The sequence below is a fragment of the Roseibium aggregatum genome (assembly GCF_017309185.1).
Lineage (GTDB): Bacteria > Pseudomonadota > Alphaproteobacteria > Rhizobiales > Stappiaceae > Roseibium > Roseibium aggregatum_B.
Genome location: NZ_JAEKJZ010000001.1, coordinates 813,373 through 831,937, shown reverse-complemented (window position 1 = coordinate 831,937; position 18,565 = coordinate 813,373). Strand labels below are relative to the sequence as shown.

Here is an 18,565-nt window from a genome sequence, read left to right as displayed (position 1 = left end):
AAGCTACCCCAGAAACTTCTTGAGCACCTCTTCCTGGGTCCGTCCCCTAAAGCACTTTCCGGCGTATCATTTCCGCAATCTCGGTCAATTGCGGCGCAAGCGGGTTGCTCTTGCGCCAGACCATGCCGACCGTGCGTTTCGGACGCGGAGCCGGCAGGCGCACGACGGCGACTTCCGCCGAGCGCGTCTCCGTCTCCACGGCCATTTCCGGGATCAGCGTCACACCGATGCCGGCCCCGACCATCTGAACCAGGGTGGATAGAGAACTCCCTTCCATCAGATCGCGCGGGGCGAGGGTCGCCGGGCTGCAGAAGGACAAGGCCTGATCGCGGAAGCAATGGCCCTCTTCCAGCAGAAGCAGGCGCATCTCGCGCAGACCGTCCGCGTTGGGAACCGGCTTGCCGGCGTCCTCCCGTGCGCGCACCAGCATGAACTCTTCCTCGCACAACGGCTCTTCGTGCAAGGCGGGTTCGGAAACCGGCAGCGCAACGATGGCCATGTCCATCCGGCCTTCGTTGAGATCCCGGAGCAGTGTCTGGGTCACCGTTTCCCTCAGGCGGATGTCGAGATCCGGATTGCGTGCGCCAAGTTCCTTGATCAGGCGTGGCAGAAGGTAGGGGGCGATTGTCGGAATAACACCGATCCTCAACCGCCCTGTCAGGGACCCGCGCGAGGCACGTGCAAGATCGCCCAGTTCGTCCACGGACCTGAGGATGCCGCGGGCGCGTTCGGCCAGCGCCTCGCCCAGCCCGCTAAGGCGAATCTGGCGCGCCCCACGCTCGATCAGCGGCGCGCCCAGCAGCTCCTCCAGTTCCTTGATCTGAACTGAAAGAGCGGGTTGCGAAATGCCGCAAGCCTCCGCCGCGCGGCCGAAGTGGCCGTGGCGGGAAAGCGCTTCAAAATAGCGCAGGTGCTTCATCGTCAAGCCAATCATGGACTTACCTCATTCATAAGCATTTCTTATCGCTACGATTAGAACTTTAAAATTCATCTAATTCTAAACAGTGCTATAAACAAGCCCAGAGCGTGACGCGAATTGCGGTTCGGCGGACAGGTGTCGTCTCGCCGCTGGAACCGACAGCGCTCTTGCCTGGTATGGACGCCCAACATTTTAGAGAGGAGAGTCGGCATGGATGGAATGGATATGAGAACCGGTGGCAAATGCCCGGTTATGCACGGCGGCAACACCGCGATGGGCACGACAGTCATGGATTGGTGGCCCAATGCCCTCAATCTCGACATCCTGCACCAGCACGATGCCAAGACGAACCCGATGGGCAAGGCCTTCAACTACCGTGAAGAGCTCAAGAAACTCGACGTGGAAGCCCTGAAAGCCGACCTTCGCGCACTGATGACCGAAAGCCAGGACTGGTGGCCGGCCGACTGGGGCAGCTATGTCGGCATGTTCGCCCGCGTTGCCTGGCACGCAGCCGGCTCCTACCGTCTGGCCGACGGCCGTGGCGGCGGCGGCACCGGCAACCAGCGCTTCGCACCGCTGAACTCCTGGCCGGACAACGTCAACACCGACAAGGGCCGCCGCCTGCTGTGGCCGATCAAGAAGAAATACGGCAACGCGGTTTCCTGGGCCGACCTGATCATCCTGTCCGGCACCATCGCCTATGAGGTTTCCGGCCTGAAGACCTTCGGCTTCGCCTTCGGCCGCGAAGACATCTGGCATCCGGAAAAAGACATCTACTGGGGTGCGGAGAAGGAATGGCTCGCACCGTCCGACAACCGGTATGAGGATGTCGGCAAGCCGGACACGATGGAAAACCCGCTGGCCGCGGTTCAGATGGGCCTGATCTACGTGAACCCGGAAGGCGTCAACGGCAAGCCGGACCCGATGAAGACCGCCGCCCAGGTGCGCGAGACCTTCGCCCGCATGGCCATGAACGACGAGGAAACCGCGGCGCTCACCGCCGGCGGCCACACCATCGGCAAATGTCACGGCAACGGCGACCCCGCGAACCTGAGCCCGGATCCGGAAGATGCCGGCCCGGAATACCAGGGCATCGGCTGGATGAACACCAAGGGCCGCGGCATCGGCCGTGACACCGTGGTGAGCGGCATCGAGGGAGCCTGGACCGCCGACCCGACCAAGTGGGACATGGGCTATTTCGACATGCTCTTCGACCACGAGTGGGAACTGAAGAAGAGCCCGGCAGGTGCCTGGCAGTGGCAGCCGGTCGACATCAAGGAAGAAGACATGCCGGTTGACGTGGAAGACCCGTCGATCCGCTGCATGCCGATCATGACCGATGCCGACATGGCGATGAAGGTCGACCCGACCTACAACGCGATCTGCCAGAAGTTCCGCAAGGACCCGGCCTATTTCGACGACGCGTTCGCCCGCGCCTGGTTCAAGCTGACCCACCGCGACATGGGACCGAAGGCTCGCTACTACGGTCCGGACGTTCCGGCGGAAGACCTGATCTGGCAGGACCCGATCCCGGCAGGCAGCACCTCTTACGACGTGGATGCGCTGAAGGCGAAGATCGCGGCCTCCGGCCTGCCGGTGTCCGAACTGATCGCCACCGCCTGGGACAGCGCGCGCACCTATCGCGGCTCCGACATGCGCGGCGGTGCCAACGGGGCCCGCATCCGCCTTGCCCCGCAGAAGGACTGGGAAGGCAACGAGCCTGCCCGTCTGACCAGAGTGCTCGACGTTCTCCAGCCGCTCGCGGCGGAAGCCGGTGCCTCCATTGCCGACACGATCGTGCTTGCGGGCGCCGTCGGCATCGAGCAGGCCGCCAAGGCAGCCGGGTTCGACGTCTCGGTCCCGTTCGCGCCGGGCCGTGGCGATGCCACCGACGACATGACCGACGCGGAATCCTTCGAGCCGATGGAACCGGTTGCCGACGGTTTCCGTAACTGGCTCAAGAAGGACTATGTGGTCAGCCCCGAGGAACTGATGCTCGACCACGCGCAGCTCCTGGGCCTGACGGCTCCGGAAATGACCGTGCTCGTTGGCGGCATGCGTGCGCTCGGCACCAACCACGGCGGTTCCAGCCACGGTGTCTTCACCGACCGCGTCGGCGCTTTGACGAACGACTTCTTCGTCAACCTGACCGACATGGCCTACCAGTGGGTGCCGATCCCCGGCGGTCACTACGAGATCCGCGACCGCAAGACGGGCGACATCAAGTGGACCGCATCGCGCGTCGACCTGGTGTTCGGTTCCAACTCGATCCTGCGCTCCTACGCGGAAGTCTATGCCCAGGACGACAACGCGGAGAAATTCATCGAGGATTTCGTCGCGGCGTGGACCAAGGTCATGAACGCCGATCGTTTCGATCTCGACGCCTGATCTCCCGGCAATCTGAAAACAAAGGCCATCCCCGCGTCATGCGGGGGTGGCCATTTTTTTGCCTCCTGCCTCTCTCCCCCATCTGCTCTGCGTCGATTTATTTCTGAGTAAATTTTTCAAGTTTTTTACACTCCTCCTCTCGACAGAGCCCCTCGAAATATGATTGTTTCTCTCCACTTTAAATCTCAACCAGCCGGGCAGCGCAAAAGTCATGCTTCGACAGCTGAGCCATCGGCTTGTCCAATCGCTAATACTGCTCCTGCTGGTCTCCATCGCGGGCTTCGCCCTCTTGCGGCTTTTGCCGGGGGACTTCGCGGAAGTGCTGCTGTTGTCCCAGATGGACGGCACCTTGCCCGATCAATCCGCGGTCCAGAAATTCGCGGCGGAAAACGGCTTTAACGATCCGCTGCCTGTTCAATATCTGCGCTGGCTCGGCGATACGCTGACCGGCGATCTCGGCCGGTCGTTCGTCACCGGCGAGGAAGTCTCCGCCGATATTCTGCTGCGGATCGAACGCTCCCTTACCCTGGCCCTTCTGTCCATCGGGCTGGCACTCGTCCTGGCAGTCCCGCTCGGATGCTTCTGCGCTTATCACGCCGGCGGGATCTGCGACCGGCTGCTGGCCGCGGCAAGCGTGGTCGGCCTGTCGATCCCGAATTTCTGGTATGCCCTGCTGCTGGCGCTTTTCTTTTCGCTGTTCCTGGGCTGGCTGCCGAGTTCAGGCCATGGCACGCTTGCCCACGCTGTCATGCCGACGCTGGTGATTGCCACCACCATGACCGGTGTGATCGCCCGCTTCGTTCGCGCCCGGCTGCTCGACGAGTTCCATCACCCCTATATCCGCACCGCACGGGCGAAGGGACTCAGCCAGACACGCGTACTGTTGGGCCATGCGCTGCCGAACATCCTGCCGCCGGTGCTGACCCTGACCGGCCTGCAATTCGCCCGCGCCTTCGACGGCATGATCATCATCGAGACGATCTTCGCCTGGCCGGGCATCGGCAGCCTTCTGGTGGACTCCCTGCTCAACCGGGACTATCCGCTGATCCAGACCTGCTTTCTGGTGATCGCCTGCGGCTATATCGTCATCAACCTTCTGGTCGACTACCTGGTCGCTCTGGTCGACCCGCGCGTCCAGGAGGCGATCTGATGCGCAAGCACCTGGACAGCGGCCCGTTCAGTGGAGTGTCCAAATCCGGCCTGCTCGCGATTCTCGTGCTTGCCGTGGTGGCCGCTCCAGTCCTTGCGCCCCACCCGCCGGATCAGATCGACATCCTCAACCGCCTCATCCCACCGTCCTGGAGCCACCCGCTCGGGACGGACCAGATGGGCCGCGACGTCTTCTCCCGGCTGCTCTACGCCGGACGGCTGACGGCGGGCTCCGCCCTTCTGGTCGTCCTGGCGGCGGCCTCCTTCGGCACTCTTCTCGGCACCGTTTCCGGCTATCTCGGCGGCTGGCCGGACCGGCTGCTGATGCGTTTCTGCGAGGGTCTTTCGGTGCTGCCGGCGCTCGCGATCGCCATGATCATCGCCGGCGTCATGGGTCTCGGACTTGCCGCGGTCATCGTTTCGCTCGCCGCCGTGCACTGGACGGAATATGCGCGCCTCGTCCGCAACATGATCCTGGTGGAGCGGGCCAAGCTCTACGTTCAGGCCGCCGAAGCGCTCGGGTCGCCGCGAAGCCGGATCATCCGCAGGCACCTCCTGCCGAACATCTTCGGCCCGCTCCTGACCATGAGCGCCTATTCGCTCTCCTGGGTGATCCTGGCCTTCGCAGGCCTGAGTTTTCTCGGGCTCGGCGTCGAGCCGGGCACTGCGGAATGGGGCCGTATGATCGCGGACGCGCGCGGCCACATGCGCAGCCACCCCTATCTCGTCATGGCGCCCGGGTTCACGATCATGGGCTTTGTCATGGCCATCAACCTGCTGGGCGACGGGATCGGCGACCGCTTCCGCTCCCGCCAAACCAGCCTTCTAACCCTCCCCAAATCGACCCTAAAGCCAAGGAGATGACTCCGTGATTACCCGCCGCACTCTGGCCCGTCTTGCCTTCGCACTCGCCGCCACCACAACATTCGCCCTGCCGCAGGCTCCGGCCCTGGCGGAGGACGGCAAGACACTGACCGTCGCCACCATGTGGGAAGCCCTGCCGCTTTCCATGAAGCCGCGCCGCAGCCGGTTCTTCAACGAAAGCGAAATCCTGGACACGCTGATCAAGCTGGATTTCGACATGAATCTGGTTCCGGGTCTCGCCACCTCCTGGGAACGCGTGTCGCCGACAGTCTGGCGCTTTGAGCTGCGCGACGGTGTCACCTTCCATGACGGCAGCGCGTTCAACGCGGAAGCGGCGAAATTCTCTCTGGAACGGGTGATCGCGCTCCTGCCCTATGCGGCCGATCTCCTGAACGTCAAGGACATCCGCGCCGTCTCCGACACAGTGCTGGAAATCGAGACCGCCGAACCCTTCTCGGCCCTGCCGAACCAGCTCACAGACGCCATCACCGTGATCTACGCGGCCTCGTCCTTCGACGAAAACGGTGAGTTCGTCAAACCGGTCGGCACCGGCCCCTGGGTGTTCGAGGATTACAAGAAGCAGGACCGCACCACGGTTGTACGCAACGAAAACTACTGGGGCGAAGCGCCGAAGCTGGACGAGATCGTCTACCGTTACATCCCCGATCACAACGCCCGTGCCCTGGCTCTTGAGACCGGCGAAGTCGATTTCGTCGTTCATCTGCTGCCGTCCGACGTGGCGCGCATGAAGGCGGACGAGAACTTCAAGGTCTATATGGAACCGAGCGCCGGGCTCTATTACGGCGCCTTCAACGCGGGCGACAAAAGCGTTCTGCACGATCCGAAGGTTCGACAGGCAGTGAACCTGATGGTTGACCGCGAGATCCTGGTCAAGGGCGCGCTCGACGGGATCGGCAAACCGGCCTGGACGTTCTTCCCGGACGATTTCCCCTGGGCGGCGAAGGAAATTTCCAGCTACAGCTTCGACACGGAGCGCGCGGGCGACCTGTTGAAGGAAGCCGGTTACGAAAAGAACGGCACCACCTGGGAAAAGGACGGCAAGCCGCTCACCTTGCGCATCCTGAGTTATTCGAGCCGCGCGGAAATGGCGCCGATCACCGAGACCATGGCCGCGCTCCTGGAGCAGCAGGGCATCAAGACGAAGGTCGAGCTTTTCACCTGGGCCGGCATGCTCGATCTGGTGAAACAGGGCGATTATGACGTTTCCGTCGTCTTCTGGACCCCGGAAATGACCGGTCACCCGGACCTTCACCTGAAGTCCCAGTTCCACTCCAAGGCCGGTCTCAATTACCAGAACTGGTCCAATCTGGAGTTCGACGCCCTTGTCGACAAGGGCCGCACGCTGGACGCCGGGCCGGAAGCGATGGAAACCTATGCCAAGGCACAGGAAATCCTGCAGCAGGACGCCCCGATCATTCCGCTGGTGCACAAGATCTATGTGGCCGCTTCCAGCAAGGACGTCAGCGGCTACCAGGTTCATCCGTCCGGTTTCTTCTACAACTTCAAGAACGCGACGAAGAACTGACCCCAGACAGGCCAACCGCCCGGACGGTCCGTCCGTCCGGGTCTTATCCCGGAGTATTCCATGGCTTCGTGCCTGTTTTTGAAACCCATCAAGGGGGCCGGCAACGATCTCCCCGATGTCGGCGATCATGTCCCCGATATCGACACGATCGAGCATTACGCGCTCGAGACGGTGGATCTGACGCCCTACCGCGCGCTCTGCCTGCCCGCGCATCTCGACCAGCGCTTCTTCGGCACCCTGACGGCCAAGATCGAGCGATTTCTGGACGGGGGTGGCACGCTGGTCTTCAACGGCCATGTCGCCTGGCCGATGTTGCCGGAGTTTCACACCTTCCAGCCGCTCGACCGCTTCAATCTTGATGCACTTCAGATATATCGACTTAAAGAGCACCCGGTCTTCGAAGGGGTCGCGACCGAGGAACTGACCTACCGGCGCGGCGTCGCCGGCTTTTACGCGCGCGGCTGCAACCCTCCACCCGAAGGCGCCATCCTTCTTCACGGTGTCGGCCCCGACCGCCTGCCCTGCGACTGGGTCTACGAGCGGCCGGGCGGCGGCCGCATCTTCATGCATGCAGGCAACGATTTGTGGATGTATGTCGGTTCACAAGACACGACGGCGCGCATCGCACCGCAGCTTTGCGCCTGGGCCGCCGGATCGGGAGAGTTTCAATGACCAGGCTCGCCGTCCTCGACGCAGGCACCTATTATCACCACCGCACCATCTACGAAGACCGATACAGGGACCATTTCGACCGGATCATCTACACGCGGGAACTCGCCGACGCGGACTTGAGCGACATCGATGTCCTGCTCGTTTCCTGCCGCACCGATCCTTCGATCATGAAGCCCAGAAAAGACCAGATCGCGGCCTTTCTGGCGAGTGGCAAAACGGTCGTCGCCATGGGCTCGACCGGCCACCCGGAATGGCTGCCCGGAGTTTACTGGACCGATACGCCGACGAATTTCTGGTGGTGGCTGGAAGGCGACGAGATCGGCCTCAAGGTGGCCGCGCCGGACCATCCGCTGCTGCGCCGGCTCTCGCTCGCCGACTTCACCTGGCATTACCACGGTTATTTCAAAGTGCCGGAGGGAGCTGTTTCCCTGGTGGATGTCGGTGATTTCGGATCGATCTTCTACGAGGATACTGTTTCGACCCCCGGCCGCATGCTGATCACTTCGCTCGATCCGATGTATCACCACGGCAGCCACTTCATGCCTGCCACGACACGTTTCCTCGACGGTTTCCTGCCCTTTCTCAAGGAAGTGCACGCCCCTTTGCGGCAAGGTGCGTGAGCGAGCCCGCTTACAAACCTCGTGCCGTCATTCCGGCCAGCGTGCCGCGAAACGGCATCGCGTGAGCCGGAATCCAGCGATCAGCGCGAGCGGCAGCGAGCACCAATCTCATATCTATCCATTGAGATTGGAGCATTGAGCGCCTTCGGCGCGGAATATGTCTGGGTTCCGGATCTGCGCGCGGCTAACGCCTTACTTGTCCGGAATGACAATCCGAGGGCTGGTCGACAAACTGAACCGACCACTAAATTTTTTGATATATCTTGAATTCAGATATATCTGAATTATATCGAGAGCATGAGAAACGAACATCATATGGAGAGGGGCCATCCTAAAGGGCCCGGAAGAGGCCGGGGACGCCATGGCGGACGCGGCATGGGACACATGAAACGTCACGGCCGCGGAGGCCGGCGCAACCGTCTGTTCGACTACGGCGAATTGCGGCTCCTGATGCTGGCCATGATCGCGGAGAAGCCGCGCCACGGCTACGACATCATCAAGGCGCTGGACGAGCGTTTCGAGGGCAATTACACGCCAAGCCCCGGCGTCGTCTATCCGACACTCGCCTGGCTTGAGGACATGGGCTATGCCGTCATCGAGCCGGACGAGAACAACAGAAAGCTCTCGAGCATCACCCCGGAGGGCGAAGCCTTTCTGACCGCCAATCAGGCATCGGTGGAAGACCTGCTCAGCCGCAAGGCGCCCGCCGTAAAGGCCTCCGATGTCCCCGAGGACATTCTGCTGGCAATGAAATCCCTGAAATCGGCCTTGTACGACCGGCTGGAAGAAGGTGACGCCGGCGAAGCGCAGATCAAGGAAATCGCGGCAATCATCGACGAGGCCGCCCGGAAGCTGGCGGAACAAGCGTAAACCAACCTTGAGACATTTCATGGACAAACAAGTGGTCGAGGTCCTGGCGGCCTATGAAGCCCGGATCGCCGCCGAGCGGTCCGGCATCGGTCAGACCGATCCGGACGGCAGAGACATGCGCATGCGGGCCATCGGTCCCGACGCGGGGCGGTTCCTGAACATTCTGGTCAGGAGCCTTGAAGCCCCGGTTGTTCTGGAGATCGGCACATCGTTCGGCCATTCCACGATCTGGCTCGCCGAAGCGGCACAGGCCGCTAATGGCCGGCTGATCACCATGGAACAGCTCGACTACAAAAGCACCTACGCGCGGGACATGGCCGTCAAGGCGGGGCTTGGCGATGCGGTAGACTTTCAGGTCGGCGATGCGCTCGACCTGATCGCCAGGCTGCCTTTCAAGCTCGACTTCGTCTTTCTGGATCTCTGGAAGGACCTGTATGTTCCCTGCCTCGACCTCTTCTACGAAAAGCTCAACCCCGGCGCGCTCATCGTTGCGGACAACATGATCCGGCCGGGCGGGGACAACATTCGCGCCTACGCCAGGGCGCTGCGCGAAAAGCCGGGCATCGAAACCGTTCTCCTACCGGTCGGAACAGGTTTCGAAGTCAGCCGTTTCATCGGTTAGCCCACTCTTGTCCGGGCAGGCATCGTCAGGCGAAGAGGGCGAAATGTTGCGTTTCAGGCGCCCGATTACGGGCGCGGTCGACGAGCCAGCGGAACAGATTGAGCTGATCCCTGGCAAAGGGCATCAGCTCCGGATGCCACTGAACGCCGATCACCTGGGAACGCGAGCGCATTTCGATGGCCTGCACGATCCCGTATTCGTCGGTCGCGCTGATCCGCAAGCCTTCTCCCAGTTCCTTGACCGCCTGGTGGTGCAAGGCATTCACACGGCAATCGCAGCACGTCAGAACAGACCCAAGCCATGATCCGTCGTCCACGTCGATCTTTCTGCGTGGCAGGACGGTCCGGTAACTCGGGACGTCTTCCGAAACCTCCCGGACATCCGCGTGCAGCGTGCCGCCGAGGCTTACGTTGATCATCTGGGCGCCCCGGCAGATCCCGAGAACCGGGAGACCGCGCGCGACGGCGGACCGGATGAGAGGTTTTTCCAGGGCGTCCCTTTCGGGATCCAGCCGGACGTCCGGCATGAGTTCTCCGCCGTAAAGCGTCGCGCTGATGTCGTCTCCACCTCCCGCAATCAGGCCATCAAGGCTATCCAGATCGTAAGAGGTGTCGGCGGTGATGCGCAAAGCCTTCGCTCCGGCCCGCCAAAGGGCGAAACGGATGGCTAGGAACGACCGCCAGCCGCCACGTGCCGAGGTCGAAACGCCTATCAGGGGTTTCATGACGGCAGCACTCGTTTAATCAGTTTGCGGATCGCCGTCGCAGGGTTTTGCCGATCCGCAGCCTCACTCCGCTCCCTGAGCAATTCGCCGAGCCGTTCCTCGTCTTGCATCAACGCTTCAACGGTCAGCCAGCGCTCCCATTCCTTGCCGATCGACCAGTCCGGGTCGCCGAGACGGGCGTCCGGCAAGCGATAGTGAAGGGCCGGACGCACCGCCGGTTGCGGGTGGCCGAGCGCCGATGCCACCTTGTCCTCGTCAATCGACGCGAGCAGAGGCAGCAGGTCCAGTTCCCTGTTTTTGGACGGGTTGGCCTGACAGTAGTCGGCAATGAAAGTCTCAAGGTCCGGTTCGTAGGCAGGATCGAGCACCTTCGCCTCATAGTCCTTCGGAAAATGGCCGATAAACGGTAGCAGCGTACGGGTCCGGTCCGGCGCAATTGCCGCCCGCAGGTCGGGCGACAGCAGCAAGTACGCCTGAAGCAACCGCCGGAGCGTCCTTACGTCCCGCTCCTGCCATTCGATATTCAGATGAACACCGCAGGCAAGATGAGGCTGCTGCGTTCCCACGGCGCCGGCGTCCGCGAGACGCTCAAGCAAGGCATCCAGATCCGGAATGCGGTCAACGGAAATTGGTTCGGTCACAATCTCGGTCGGAACGACCGGGGACCCGACATCGCCCGCCAACCGACGCACCTTGCGCTCGAAATCCGAGGCCCCGTCCGGGCTGTGAACGTATTTGCTGTCGAGCTCGATCCGAAGCTTTCCGAAATCGGTGCCGTTGACCTCGAAGCGGTGCGGGTCCAATTGCTCCAGCGTGCCGCCCTGATCATGCGCAACGATCCGGGCTGCTTCGCGTGCGGTCAGGCCGCCAAATTCGATTTCCACGCCAACCCTTCGGTCACTCGCTCCCGGACCGGGTTCTACGGCTTGCGGTTCATGGGGACAGGATTTTTTTGCTTCAGGGGCATTCATGGTCGATCACCTCTTTGGTTAGGAGGTGAACGCATGAACGGCCTTTCCGTTCCGGCCTTTTTGGAGCCAGGCAGTTCAAAGGCAGGGAACGAAACCCGCTTTCCCGCGTTTTCCCGCATGCGGACACGCATCTGAAGCGCTCCACTGAACCGAAGGCCGACTGTCAATGCCGGAAAAAATGGCTGCCAGAACCAAATGCGCGAATTGCCCTCTTCGGAAAATGGAGACCTTCCGCTCCCTGAACGAGCGGGAACTGAATTTCGTCTCCGGTTTCAAGACCGGTGAGCTGATCGTCGAGGCCGGCTCAACCATCGTTCTGGAGGACAACAACAGTCCGCATCTCTATACGGTTCTGGACGGTTGGGCCTTCCGCCACAAATCGCTTCCCGACGGCCGCAGGCAGGTTCTGAACTTCGCTCTCCCGGGCGATCTGGTCGGATTGCAGCTGGCCGTCATGAACGAGATGCAGCACACGGTGACGGCCCTCACCGATACGACGCTGTGTGTCTTCCAAAGGGACAAGATCTGGTCGGTCTTCAAGGACTACCCGAGCCTCTCCTTCTCCATGACCTGGATCGCCGCGCGCGAGGAACAGATGATCGACGGTCACCTTGTCAGCCTTGGCCGGCGTTCGGCGAGCGAACGCCTGGCCTACCTCATCTTGCATCTTCACGACCGGGCCGAAGCCGTCGGCTATGCGGGCAACCTGGCCTTCAGGGCGCCGTTTACCCAGGCCCATTTGTCCGATGCTCTGGGCATCACGCCGGTTCACATGAGCCGAACCGTCAAAAAATTACAGGACAAAAACCTGATTGCCTGGAAAAAGGACAGCATCCAGATTCTGGACAGGACCGCCCTGGAGGCGCTGGCGTCCTATGAGCGAAATGTAAAGACACTCCGGCCCCTCATCTGACGGGCGCGCCGATGTCCATTCCCTAGATGAACTTCTCGATCTGATCCTTTGTGTAAGGTTTCGGCAGGACCGCATGTGACTGAAAAATCGATGGCAGGCCGCCGATCTCGCTATACCCGGTCGCAAAGACGAAGCGGGTTCCCTTCTCAAGGAGCATTTCGGCGTATCTCAGACTGGTGTCGTCGCCGATCTTAACGTCAAGTATGACGAAGTTGTAGATCTGGTCCGCCAGGGTTTCGAGCCCTTCGGACAGGCTCGTCAGGATCTCGACCGGCGAAAATCCGAGCTCTTCCAGCATGGACTGCGTATCGACCGCGATAATCGGATTGTCTTCCACGATGAGCGCCGGTCCGAGCTTCCGATGCGCAAAGGTGTCGGATGCAGAGGCCATAATTTGAAACTCACCGGACCATTGAAACCGGGGTTATCAATACATGAAATTTCCGGAAGGGCATTAACATAAGTTATCTCGGCCCATGATTTTCAATACGGCTGGAAAATCATCCTCTTAATCAGGCAACCTTTTATTAACTCGCGCGTTTACAAGGCGGAGGTAATGAGATGATTACTCTACGCAAACGACTTGTAACCGCCGGTCTTCCGGCAATTATCGCCGCCGTCGCGCTCGCCGGATCGCTGAGCGCCGCGGAACTTCTTGCAAGCGACTCCGCAAACGCGGAAGCTGAAAGTGCTTTCGCCGTTGGACACGCTCAAGCCGCCAGCACGGCATCCGCGAAAGGCGACCTGAAGGTCGATCTGGCGGACGTGCATGGCAGACCCACCCGCTGCGTCTCGGGCTTCCGCCAGACGACGTGTACCGGCTGGCCCGTCACCGGCCCCATGCTGGCCTACAAAAGCAAATAGCCTGCTGAGGCTCGCTCTCCCCACCGCGACACGCTCTTCCAAAACCGCCCCACCCGGGGCGGTTTTGGTTTTTGTCCGTCGATGACAGTATCGTATCGCAGGTGTAGCCGGCGGCTGTCGGCGCGGAAGGGTCAGGCGCGCTCCGAAAGGATTTCGTAAAGCGATACAACGACCAGGAGCAGAGGGACGGCGACAAAGCCGCCGACCGGGCCCCAGAGCCAGATCCAGAAGGCGATGGTGAGAAACACCAGAAAGGGGTTGATGGTCATTGTGCGGCCCAGAACGGTCGGGGTCACAAACTGCGCCTCGATCAGGTTCAGCGTCAGATAGACAACGGCCGGTGTGATGATCGCCAGCGGTGTGTCGCCGATCGCCAGGCCGACCCCGGTCATGAGAAAGACCATGATCGCCGGCCCGACATAGACGACATAATTCAACATCCCCGCGAGCATGCCCCACAACAGCGGGGACGGAACCCCCAGCGCCCACATGACGAGCGCGACGGCAATGCCCAGGCAAAGATTGATCAGGGTGATCGAAAAAAGATAGGTCGACAGACGCTCTTCAATAGTCCGGAAAGCCGTTGAAAGGGACTGGCCGCTTCCCTGGTCGGGTGACAGGTTAAGGGAGGAGCGGCGAAGGTAGGGCCGGGTCAAAATGTAAAAGTAGAGGCTCGCCAGAAAGAGAACCACCTGCGCCATGAAAGCCGGAGCGAAATAGAAGACGCTTTCCACGGCGGAATTGTCGTCGACGCTGACCTGCATGCCACCGCTGTCGCCCATCACGCCACGCAATTCCTTTTGCAGATCGCTGACGGAAGAGAAAAATCCCTGCCAGCTCACCAACTGGTTCTGGAGTTGCGACCAGATGATTGGCAGCTTGTCCAGCCAGTCCGAAAGCGGCACGACAAACGCGGCTCCCGCGGTAAAGATCAGCAGAACGAAAAGCAGCACCATGACGACAGCGGACACCCAGGAGGGCACGCCCATGCGTGAAAGCCGGTCCGCTGCGGGACCAAAGATCGAACCGACGACAATCGACAGGCATACCGGTGCAAAAATGACCTGACCGATCTCCAGCGCCGCCAGAACAGCAATCGCACACAGGACGAGCGTGGCGATCCGTAACGCCGGATCGCCTAACAAAGCAGGTGCATTTTCCCGGGTGTTCTCGCTTCCGGAAACGGGAAGGTCCAACGGCTTCATGATACGTCGCTCCAAAAAACCTGGGGGAAGGAAAATCTGGCCGTCCCCGGACCACTGTCAGAAAGCAAGTTTCGGATCAGCTCTCTTCCGCACCCTCACGGCCCTGCGCCGCCAGCAAAGCGGCCCCGCCGAGCGCGGCAACCAGAAGAAGGCTCCTGGATTTGGTGATCTGCGGCAGCAGGGACAGAGCCGCGGCCGCCGTGAGACGCCGTGCCGCCTGTCGGCGGATGTTCCGCTTCCGGTCGCGATGCTTCAGGAAGGACAGCACCGCCAAAACCATCACTCCGGCAAGGACCATGGCGGCGGCGATGGTCAAGGCGGCTCCCGCGGGACCATAGATCGGCGCCAGATAGGCGCCCGCCGCGACCATTCCCGCCACGTAGGCGCTTACGAAACACAGTCCCGCAAGCGCCGTGAGAACGGCATTGCGCTTCGCGCGCCTGTATATGCCGCTCACGTCGCGGGTTGCCGCGGACAGCGCCAATGGGAGCGCCCTGCCCATCATTTGCGGCGCACCAGAGCCGCAATCAGGAAACCGACACCGGCGGCGATGCCGAGAGACTGCAGCGGGCGGCGGCGCACTTCCTTGACGAAGGCCCGCTCGTAGGCCTGCAGCTCGGTCATCAGATCGTCCAGCGCGTCCTGAGACTTCTCGCTCAGATCCTGTCCGGCCGCCATTGCCCGCGATTTGTATTCGCCGGTCTTGTCTGAACCGTATTGTTTCAAGGACCCGGCCAGGGATGCGATGTCGCCCCGAATGCGCTCGATGTTTTCCTCAATATCGCGGGCACTGACGGTGTCGTTTGCCGGCTTGGCCGCAGAAGCGGTTGCGGTTTTGGCAGTAGCCATTTTGACGCTCCAGTTTTCTAGGTTCAAGCCGACATGCAAGCGATGCGGCTTCGGGAATTTCGGGTTCAGAGCCGGATGTTCGGCCCAGGCCGCGGCGATATCATTCGCGCGGCATGACCAGAAAACTTGCCAGAGGCGAAATGGTTCCGTGATTTCACGTATCCAGTTGTTTCGCCGCTCCCCCTCCCCACCCGACGGCAATGGAACAAGTATTTGTCAAATAATGATTTTCGGCGATGTCGCATGCCTTTTCGGATGAGTAAAAAATTAAATTTCCTGTGTCTGCCCGGAACCAAACAGCGCCTCGGGATTTTACTCCTCGACCCGGCGCTTTTCGCTGGGGCGTCGCGACATCGTTTCCTCGAGCCTCGGGCTCGCGTGAATTCGCGATGAAGACATTGCCGCTGCCGGCCAATCGTTCCCAAGCGTGTTGACGCCGTTCGAGCTGCAATCCGAAACCAGCCATTCCGTGCGCAGGTCCCGCTCAAGAGGACATGCCGCGCAACTGTCGACTTTGAAAGGAGTTCACATGTCCAGCGTTTTGAAAATTGAAACCCCGCAGGTTGATGACATCAAGACCGGCATTCCGGGCGATGTCCGCGAGCAGCTGGCAAAGCACCTGTCGGTGATCCTTGCCGAGACCTACATGCTGACGATCAAGTCGCATCTTTATCACTGGAACGTGGTCGGACCGATGTTCAAGTCGATCCACGACCTGACCGAGCAGCACTACGAAAACCTGTTCGCCGCTACCGACGATCTTGCCGAACGCATACGCGCCCTTGGCCACCGCGCACCGGTGAACGTCGAGGAAAACAAGCTCAACTTGAGCATCAGCCTGCCGAAAGGCATGCCGGATGCGGAAGCCATGATCAAGGATCTGGTCCAAAGCCATGAAATGATCGCCGCGGAAATGCGCGACATGGCCACCTACGCCGGTGACAACGGAGACATGGTGACCGAGGACCTGCTTACGGCCCGCATCACCTTTCACGAGAAAGCGGCCTGGATGCTGCGGGCCCTGATCACGCAGTAAGACCTGCGTCCACCGGTCCGACCGAGTGAAAGCCAGGCCCGCGTGCCGACAGCGAAACGTCGGGGCGCGGGCCTGCGTCAAGGACAATGAAACCCACTACCGATGTGACGAGATGACAAGCATACCACAACGTTTTGCGGGGTTCCGGTCCGCAGCGAGCGTTCTGGACGATGCCACGCTCACTGACGGTCAAAAGCGCGCCGCGCTGCTTAGCTGGCGCGCAGCTTTGCAGCGCGGCGTTCCCGACGCAGGCAACGGCCGGGCAAAGCAGGCCAGGATGCTGCATGAAATCGAAGACGCTCTGCAAGAACTGGCCGGGCGCCGTCAGGCTTCAAGCTAGGATCACGACCCAAGAGAAGCGTTCGACACGTTTTCAGCCTGTGACCGCGGGTGGTTCAATCCAGGTCTATGCCGCATTTTCGTAAGCGCAGCGCCTTCTCAGGCTACCCCTTCCACGCTTCCGCCTGCCTTCTTCGGCGAAAACTCGATCTCGCAGCGCACGCCGCCCGGGTCGAAATCGATGTGAACGTCGCCGTTCAACGCCGGACCGACCAGGCGCTCCAGGAGCATCCGCCCGAAGCCGTTGCGTTTCGGCGGCACGACTTCGGGACCTCCGGTCTCTTTCCAGACCAGGCGGATTTTGCCGTCTTTCTCATCCCAGGACACGGAAAGCTTGCCGTCGAGGACCGACAGCGCGCCGTATTTGGCGGCGTTTGTCGTCAGCTCGTGCAGCGCCAGTCCAAGGTTCTGGGCATCGTCGGCGGTGATCGACCTCGATTCCCCCTGAATTTCAATTTGAGGGCTTCCCGGGTCGATGGATTGCGCAAGATGCGCCCGGACGAGCTCCTTGAGATCAGCCCCGTACCAGGATTGCGAGACGAGCAGATCGTGGCTGGCCGCCATGGCCTGCAGCCGTGCGGAAAAACTTTCCACGAAATCGTCCGTATTGTCCGATCGCGCGGCGGTCTGACGGGCCATCGCCTGGATGACCGCAAGCAGGTTCTTCGAACGGTGGGTCAGTTCGCGCATCACCAGATGCATCTGGCGCTCGTTTTCACGTTTGTAGGTCATGTCGACGCCGGTGCCGATTATCCCCGTGATCCGACCCTCGCTGTCCCGGGCGGGATCCAGTCGCACGTTGTAGCTCTTCAGCTTTCCCCCCACATCCACGTCGACTTCGAGGACCGTGCTTTCGCCTGTTTCCAGAAGCTGCTTCTTTGCGGGAATGAGCTTGAGCTGGTCTTCTTCGGAAAACAGTTCGGCGTCGGTCTTTCCGACGAAATCCTCCACGCTCAGGTTCTCCGGAGGATTGGCGACATGGACGTATTTCAGGTTTCTGTCCTGCTCGAACACGGTGATCAGTGACCCGTCAAGTGCCTTTTCAAACCGGTTGTTCGCTTCCGCGAGCTGGCTTGCCATGGAGGCAAGACGGATCTCGTAGAGGTTTTTCTCCGTCATATCGATCGCGGTGCACAGCAAGCCGTCGATCCTGCCGTCGGCGTCTCTGGTCGCATGAACGACGAGATCGAGAAAGACCGTGCCGGTCTCTGGATCGTCGAAAGCAACGTAGGTGGACGCGGCCTCTCCGGTTTCCAGCACCCGCTGCTTCAGCGGAATGAGTTCGCCGGCAACGTCTTCCGGCAGAACCTGCGTATCGTTCCTGCCGACCAGATCGTGTGAGTCGAAACCGAAGCGGGGATTGTGGATCCAGGTGTAACGCAGATCCCTGTCCTGGGAATAAACGGTGATGTTGGAACCCGTGAGCGCTTTTTCGAAGCGTTCGTTGATCCGGTTCAGCTCGCCCTGGCTCTCGTCCACCACCGTGTTCAGCTCGCGGTTTTCCATGGCAAGCATGTTGTTCGCCCGTTCCAGATCCTGAAGCGAGGGAATGGTCAGAAGCTTTGGCAGCAGCCGCCAGACGACGGTCGCAGTGGCAATCGAGATGACCGCAGTTACGAGCTTGATCAGGCCTTGCGCGCCATAAGCCGGCCACCAGAGGGTCGCCAGAGCCGTCAGGTGGGTCAGGGCGCAGGCGACAATGAAGGCAACAAAGAGATAGCCGATCCTTCGGGTGTGCCCCTGAATGTCAGGCCTGCGTTTCAGGAAAATCAGGATCGTGATCGGTATGGAGATATAGGCCAGTGCGATCAACCCGTCGGACACCGCATGCAGCGCCACAAGATCCGGCCGCCACAGCAGGCAGTAGCCATGCGGCATGAAGGACGCCGCGCCGAAGAGATAAGTCAATAAGTCAGACATGATACTCCGGCTCCATCTTCCGGACCGTTCTGAGGAGGTGGGCCGGGCGCGTCTCGACCTTGTCGAAGCCGCCGGCCTTTAAAAACAAATGCGT

At 61.0% G+C, this 18,565-nt stretch carries 20 protein-coding genes; 12 read left to right on the top strand and 8 right to left on the bottom strand.

Translation table 11 applies throughout. The features are described 5' to 3' along the window. Nucleotides 1-46 precede the first annotated feature (46 nt). Complete coding sequence (locus tag JF539_RS03735) at nucleotides 47-934, bottom strand: hydrogen peroxide-inducible genes activator (protein WP_207139002.1); 888 nt, start codon at nucleotides 932-934, stop codon at nucleotides 47-49. Between the two features lie 204 nt (nucleotides 935-1,138). Between JF539_RS03735 and katG the strand changes: the two genes are divergently transcribed. The 8 genes from katG to JF539_RS03695 all read left to right on the top strand — a co-directional run bounded on the left by katG (nucleotide 1,139) and on the right by JF539_RS03695 (nucleotide 9,650). Beyond that, nucleotides 1,139-3,307, top strand: a complete 2,169-nt coding sequence (gene katG, locus JF539_RS03730; protein WP_209017156.1) for a catalase/peroxidase HPI — start codon at nucleotides 1,139-1,141, stop codon at nucleotides 3,305-3,307. Between the two features lie 211 nt (nucleotides 3,308-3,518). Beyond that, nucleotides 3,519-4,457, top strand: coding sequence for an ABC transporter permease (locus JF539_RS03725; RefSeq protein ID WP_207139000.1), 939 nt, complete (start codon nucleotides 3,519-3,521; stop codon nucleotides 4,455-4,457). Then, complete coding sequence (locus JF539_RS03720) at nucleotides 4,457-5,320, top strand: ABC transporter permease (RefSeq protein WP_207138999.1); 864 nt, start codon at nucleotides 4,457-4,459, stop codon at nucleotides 5,318-5,320. Before JF539_RS03725 ends, JF539_RS03720 begins: the two co-directional genes overlap by 1 nt. A 4-nt stretch (nucleotides 5,321-5,324) precedes the next feature. Beyond that, on the top strand, nucleotides 5,325-6,866 hold the full coding sequence (locus JF539_RS03715; protein ID WP_207138998.1) for an ABC transporter substrate-binding protein: 1,542 nt from the start codon (nucleotides 5,325-5,327) through the stop codon (nucleotides 6,864-6,866). Between the two features lie 60 nt (nucleotides 6,867-6,926). Further along, nucleotides 6,927-7,538, top strand: a complete 612-nt coding sequence (locus tag JF539_RS03710) for a hypothetical protein (RefSeq protein WP_207138997.1) — start codon at nucleotides 6,927-6,929, stop codon at nucleotides 7,536-7,538. Then, entirely contained in the window at nucleotides 7,535-8,158 is a 624-nt protein-coding gene (locus tag JF539_RS03705) for a hypothetical protein (protein ID WP_207138996.1), read from the top strand. The genes JF539_RS03710 and JF539_RS03705 overlap by 4 nt, the downstream gene beginning before the upstream one ends. A 375-nt stretch (nucleotides 8,159-8,533) precedes the next feature. Next, nucleotides 8,534-9,028 carry a PadR family transcriptional regulator gene (locus JF539_RS03700; RefSeq protein WP_236042335.1) on the top strand — a complete coding sequence of 165 codons (495 nt, stop codon included), beginning with the start codon at nucleotides 8,534-8,536 and terminating at the stop codon, nucleotides 9,026-9,028. 19 nt (nucleotides 9,029-9,047) lie between these two features. Then, nucleotides 9,048-9,650 carry an O-methyltransferase gene (locus JF539_RS03695; protein ID WP_207138994.1) on the top strand — a complete coding sequence of 201 codons (603 nt, stop codon included), beginning with the start codon at nucleotides 9,048-9,050 and terminating at the stop codon, nucleotides 9,648-9,650. Nucleotides 9,651-9,675: 25 nt separating this feature from the next. Here the strand turns inward: JF539_RS03695 and JF539_RS03690 are convergent, their stop codons facing one another. Continuing rightward, entirely contained in the window at nucleotides 9,676-10,374 is a 699-nt protein-coding gene (locus tag JF539_RS03690; RefSeq protein WP_207138993.1) for a gamma-glutamyl-gamma-aminobutyrate hydrolase family protein, read from the bottom strand. Beyond that, complete coding sequence (locus JF539_RS03685; RefSeq protein ID WP_236042334.1) at nucleotides 10,371-11,345, bottom strand: amidoligase family protein; 975 nt, start codon at nucleotides 11,343-11,345, stop codon at nucleotides 10,371-10,373. Before JF539_RS03685 ends, JF539_RS03690 begins: the two co-directional genes overlap by 4 nt. A 178-nt stretch (nucleotides 11,346-11,523) precedes the next feature. Between JF539_RS03685 and JF539_RS03680 the strand changes: the two genes are divergently transcribed. Beyond that, nucleotides 11,524-12,258: a Crp/Fnr family transcriptional regulator gene (locus JF539_RS03680; RefSeq protein ID WP_236042333.1), complete on the top strand. Its 735-nt coding sequence runs from the start codon at nucleotides 11,524-11,526 to the stop codon at nucleotides 12,256-12,258. 22 nt (nucleotides 12,259-12,280) lie between these two features. On the opposite strand, the gene JF539_RS03675 is transcribed toward JF539_RS03680, so the two are convergent. After that, the gene (locus tag JF539_RS03675) at nucleotides 12,281-12,649 is read right to left on the bottom strand and encodes a response regulator (RefSeq protein ID WP_207138990.1); all 369 of its coding nucleotides are present in this window, start codon (nucleotides 12,647-12,649) and stop codon (nucleotides 12,281-12,283) included. Between the two features lie 170 nt (nucleotides 12,650-12,819). On the opposite strand from JF539_RS03675, the gene JF539_RS03670 reads away from it, so the two are divergent. Further along, a complete protein-coding gene (locus tag JF539_RS03670; RefSeq protein WP_207138989.1) occupies nucleotides 12,820-13,122 on the top strand; it encodes a hypothetical protein in 303 nt (100 codons plus the stop codon). 131 nt (nucleotides 13,123-13,253) lie between these two features. Here JF539_RS03670 and JF539_RS03665 read toward each other — a convergent pair whose 3' ends face one another. From JF539_RS03665 to JF539_RS03655, 3 genes are all read right to left on the bottom strand, one after another. Continuing rightward, complete coding sequence (locus tag JF539_RS03665; protein ID WP_207138988.1) at nucleotides 13,254-14,327, bottom strand: AI-2E family transporter; 1,074 nt, start codon at nucleotides 14,325-14,327, stop codon at nucleotides 13,254-13,256. 76 nt (nucleotides 14,328-14,403) lie between these two features. Then, nucleotides 14,404-14,832 (bottom strand): hypothetical protein, encoded by a 429-nt coding sequence (locus JF539_RS03660; protein WP_207138987.1) that lies wholly within the window; start codon nucleotides 14,830-14,832, stop codon nucleotides 14,404-14,406. After that, nucleotides 14,829-15,176: a DUF883 family protein gene (locus tag JF539_RS03655; protein WP_207138986.1), complete on the bottom strand. Its 348-nt coding sequence runs from the start codon at nucleotides 15,174-15,176 to the stop codon at nucleotides 14,829-14,831. The genes JF539_RS03660 and JF539_RS03655 overlap by 4 nt, the downstream gene beginning before the upstream one ends. 529 nt (nucleotides 15,177-15,705) lie before the next feature. Here JF539_RS03655 and JF539_RS03650 point away from each other — a divergent pair. Then, complete coding sequence (locus JF539_RS03650) at nucleotides 15,706-16,212, top strand: Dps family protein (RefSeq protein ID WP_207138985.1); 507 nt, start codon at nucleotides 15,706-15,708, stop codon at nucleotides 16,210-16,212. A gap of 112 nt (nucleotides 16,213-16,324) precedes the next feature. Then, nucleotides 16,325-16,552, top strand: coding sequence for a hypothetical protein (locus tag JF539_RS03645; protein ID WP_207138984.1), 228 nt, complete (start codon nucleotides 16,325-16,327; stop codon nucleotides 16,550-16,552). Nucleotides 16,553-16,650: 98 nt separating this feature from the next. On the opposite strand, the gene JF539_RS03640 is transcribed toward JF539_RS03645, so the two are convergent. Beyond that, nucleotides 16,651-18,471 (bottom strand): sensor histidine kinase, encoded by a 1,821-nt coding sequence (locus JF539_RS03640; protein WP_207138983.1) that lies wholly within the window; start codon nucleotides 18,469-18,471, stop codon nucleotides 16,651-16,653. Between the last annotated feature and the right edge of the window lie 94 nt (nucleotides 18,472-18,565).

Bases quoted from the DNA above. Each gene is read 5' to 3' on its own strand.
- JF539_RS03675 (WP_207138990.1), bottom strand. From the start codon at position 12,649: ATGGCCTCTGCATCCGACACCTTTGCGCATCGGAAGCTCGGACCGGCG.
- JF539_RS03660 (WP_207138987.1), bottom strand. From the start codon at position 14,832: ATGATGGGCAGGGCGCTCCCATTGGCGCTGTCCGCGGCAACCCGCGAC.
- JF539_RS03665 (WP_207138988.1), bottom strand. From the start codon at position 14,327: ATGAAGCCGTTGGACCTTCCCGTTTCCGGAAGCGAGAACACCCGGGAA.
- JF539_RS03710 (WP_207138997.1), top strand. From the start codon at position 6,927: ATGGCTTCGTGCCTGTTTTTGAAACCCATCAAGGGGGCCGGCAACGAT.
- JF539_RS03680 (WP_236042333.1), top strand. From the start codon at position 11,524: ATGGCTGCCAGAACCAAATGCGCGAATTGCCCTCTTCGGAAAATGGAG.
- JF539_RS03670 (WP_207138989.1), top strand. From the start codon at position 12,820: ATGATTACTCTACGCAAACGACTTGTAACCGCCGGTCTTCCGGCAATT.
- JF539_RS03650 (WP_207138985.1), top strand. From the start codon at position 15,706: ATGTCCAGCGTTTTGAAAATTGAAACCCCGCAGGTTGATGACATCAAG.
- JF539_RS03735 (WP_207139002.1), bottom strand. From the start codon at position 934: ATGATTGGCTTGACGATGAAGCACCTGCGCTATTTTGAAGCGCTTTCC.
- JF539_RS03640 (WP_207138983.1), bottom strand. From the start codon at position 18,471: ATGTCTGACTTATTGACTTATCTCTTCGGCGCGGCGTCCTTCATGCCG.
- JF539_RS03725 (WP_207139000.1), top strand. From the start codon at position 3,519: ATGCTTCGACAGCTGAGCCATCGGCTTGTCCAATCGCTAATACTGCTC.
- JF539_RS03705 (WP_207138996.1), top strand. From the start codon at position 7,535: ATGACCAGGCTCGCCGTCCTCGACGCAGGCACCTATTATCACCACCGC.
- JF539_RS03685 (WP_236042334.1), bottom strand. From the start codon at position 11,345: ATGAATGCCCCTGAAGCAAAAAAATCCTGTCCCCATGAACCGCAAGCC.
- katG (WP_209017156.1), top strand. From the start codon at position 1,139: ATGGATATGAGAACCGGTGGCAAATGCCCGGTTATGCACGGCGGCAAC.
- JF539_RS03655 (WP_207138986.1), bottom strand. From the start codon at position 15,176: ATGGCTACTGCCAAAACCGCAACCGCTTCTGCGGCCAAGCCGGCAAAC.
- JF539_RS03700 (WP_236042335.1), top strand. From the start codon at position 8,534: ATGGGACACATGAAACGTCACGGCCGCGGAGGCCGGCGCAACCGTCTG.
- JF539_RS03720 (WP_207138999.1), top strand. From the start codon at position 4,457: ATGCGCAAGCACCTGGACAGCGGCCCGTTCAGTGGAGTGTCCAAATCC.
- JF539_RS03690 (WP_207138993.1), bottom strand. From the start codon at position 10,374: ATGAAACCCCTGATAGGCGTTTCGACCTCGGCACGTGGCGGCTGGCGG.
- JF539_RS03695 (WP_207138994.1), top strand. From the start codon at position 9,048: ATGGACAAACAAGTGGTCGAGGTCCTGGCGGCCTATGAAGCCCGGATC.
- JF539_RS03645 (WP_207138984.1), top strand. From the start codon at position 16,325: ATGACAAGCATACCACAACGTTTTGCGGGGTTCCGGTCCGCAGCGAGC.